The sequence below is a fragment of the Neobacillus paridis genome, from assembly GCF_016765675.1.
Classification (GTDB): domain Bacteria; phylum Bacillota; class Bacilli; order Bacillales; family Cytobacillaceae; genus Neobacillus; species Neobacillus paridis.
This window is the reverse complement of record NZ_JAESWB010000024.1, coordinates 1-627: the sequence shown is the minus strand read 5'-3', so window position 1 is coordinate 627 and position 627 is coordinate 1. Positions and strand designations below refer to the sequence as shown.

General features: G+C 35.6%; 1 protein-coding gene. It reads right to left on the bottom strand.

All coding sequences use genetic code 11. The annotated features are described in order from the left end of the window. The coding region (locus tag JK635_RS01760; RefSeq protein ID WP_235887832.1) for a leucine-rich repeat domain-containing protein at window positions 1-613 on the bottom strand (613 nt) is incomplete at its 3' end. Window positions 614-627: the final 14 nt, after the last annotated feature.

Below are 627 nucleotides of genomic sequence, written 5' to 3'. Positions count from 1 at the left end.
CACCAAGCGTTTTTAATGTCGTATTTTCTCGCAATGCTGCAGATAGATCTGCGATCCCTTTGGAACCAATTTTATTCCCACTGATATTAATCGATGTGAGCACTCGGTTATTTTCCAAAACCTCGGCAAGTGCCCTTGCACTTTTAAAGTATTGGTTGTATCGAATACTATTTTTTAAACGATTTATACGAATATTGTTTTCATCTAATTTTAGGCGTCGCACCGAAAAATTTTCTTTCATTGCTTTTAAAATTGATTTAATACAATACTTACTGAGGTTACTTCCAGAGATATCTAGCGAAAAATCGATGCTACTGGCCTCCAATACAGAAACAAGTGCCGGAACTGTTTTTTCATTAACGCTCAATTTTAAATATTTAAATGCCTCATTTCTTGAAATTACTACCAAAAGCCGATACAAACCTTCTGCAGTGACTTCATCATTTTGACTGACATCCAGATCGGTTAAGGTTGAGTTTTCTTCCAGCGCTTCGGCAAGTTCAAAAAAATGATAATCACCAAGTCTATTTTTTGAAATGTCCAGAATTTTTATACTTTGATTCTCTGCCAAAATTTCGGTGAAATCTTGCAGACTATTGATTGGGCTTGGCATGATAACTGAACCAT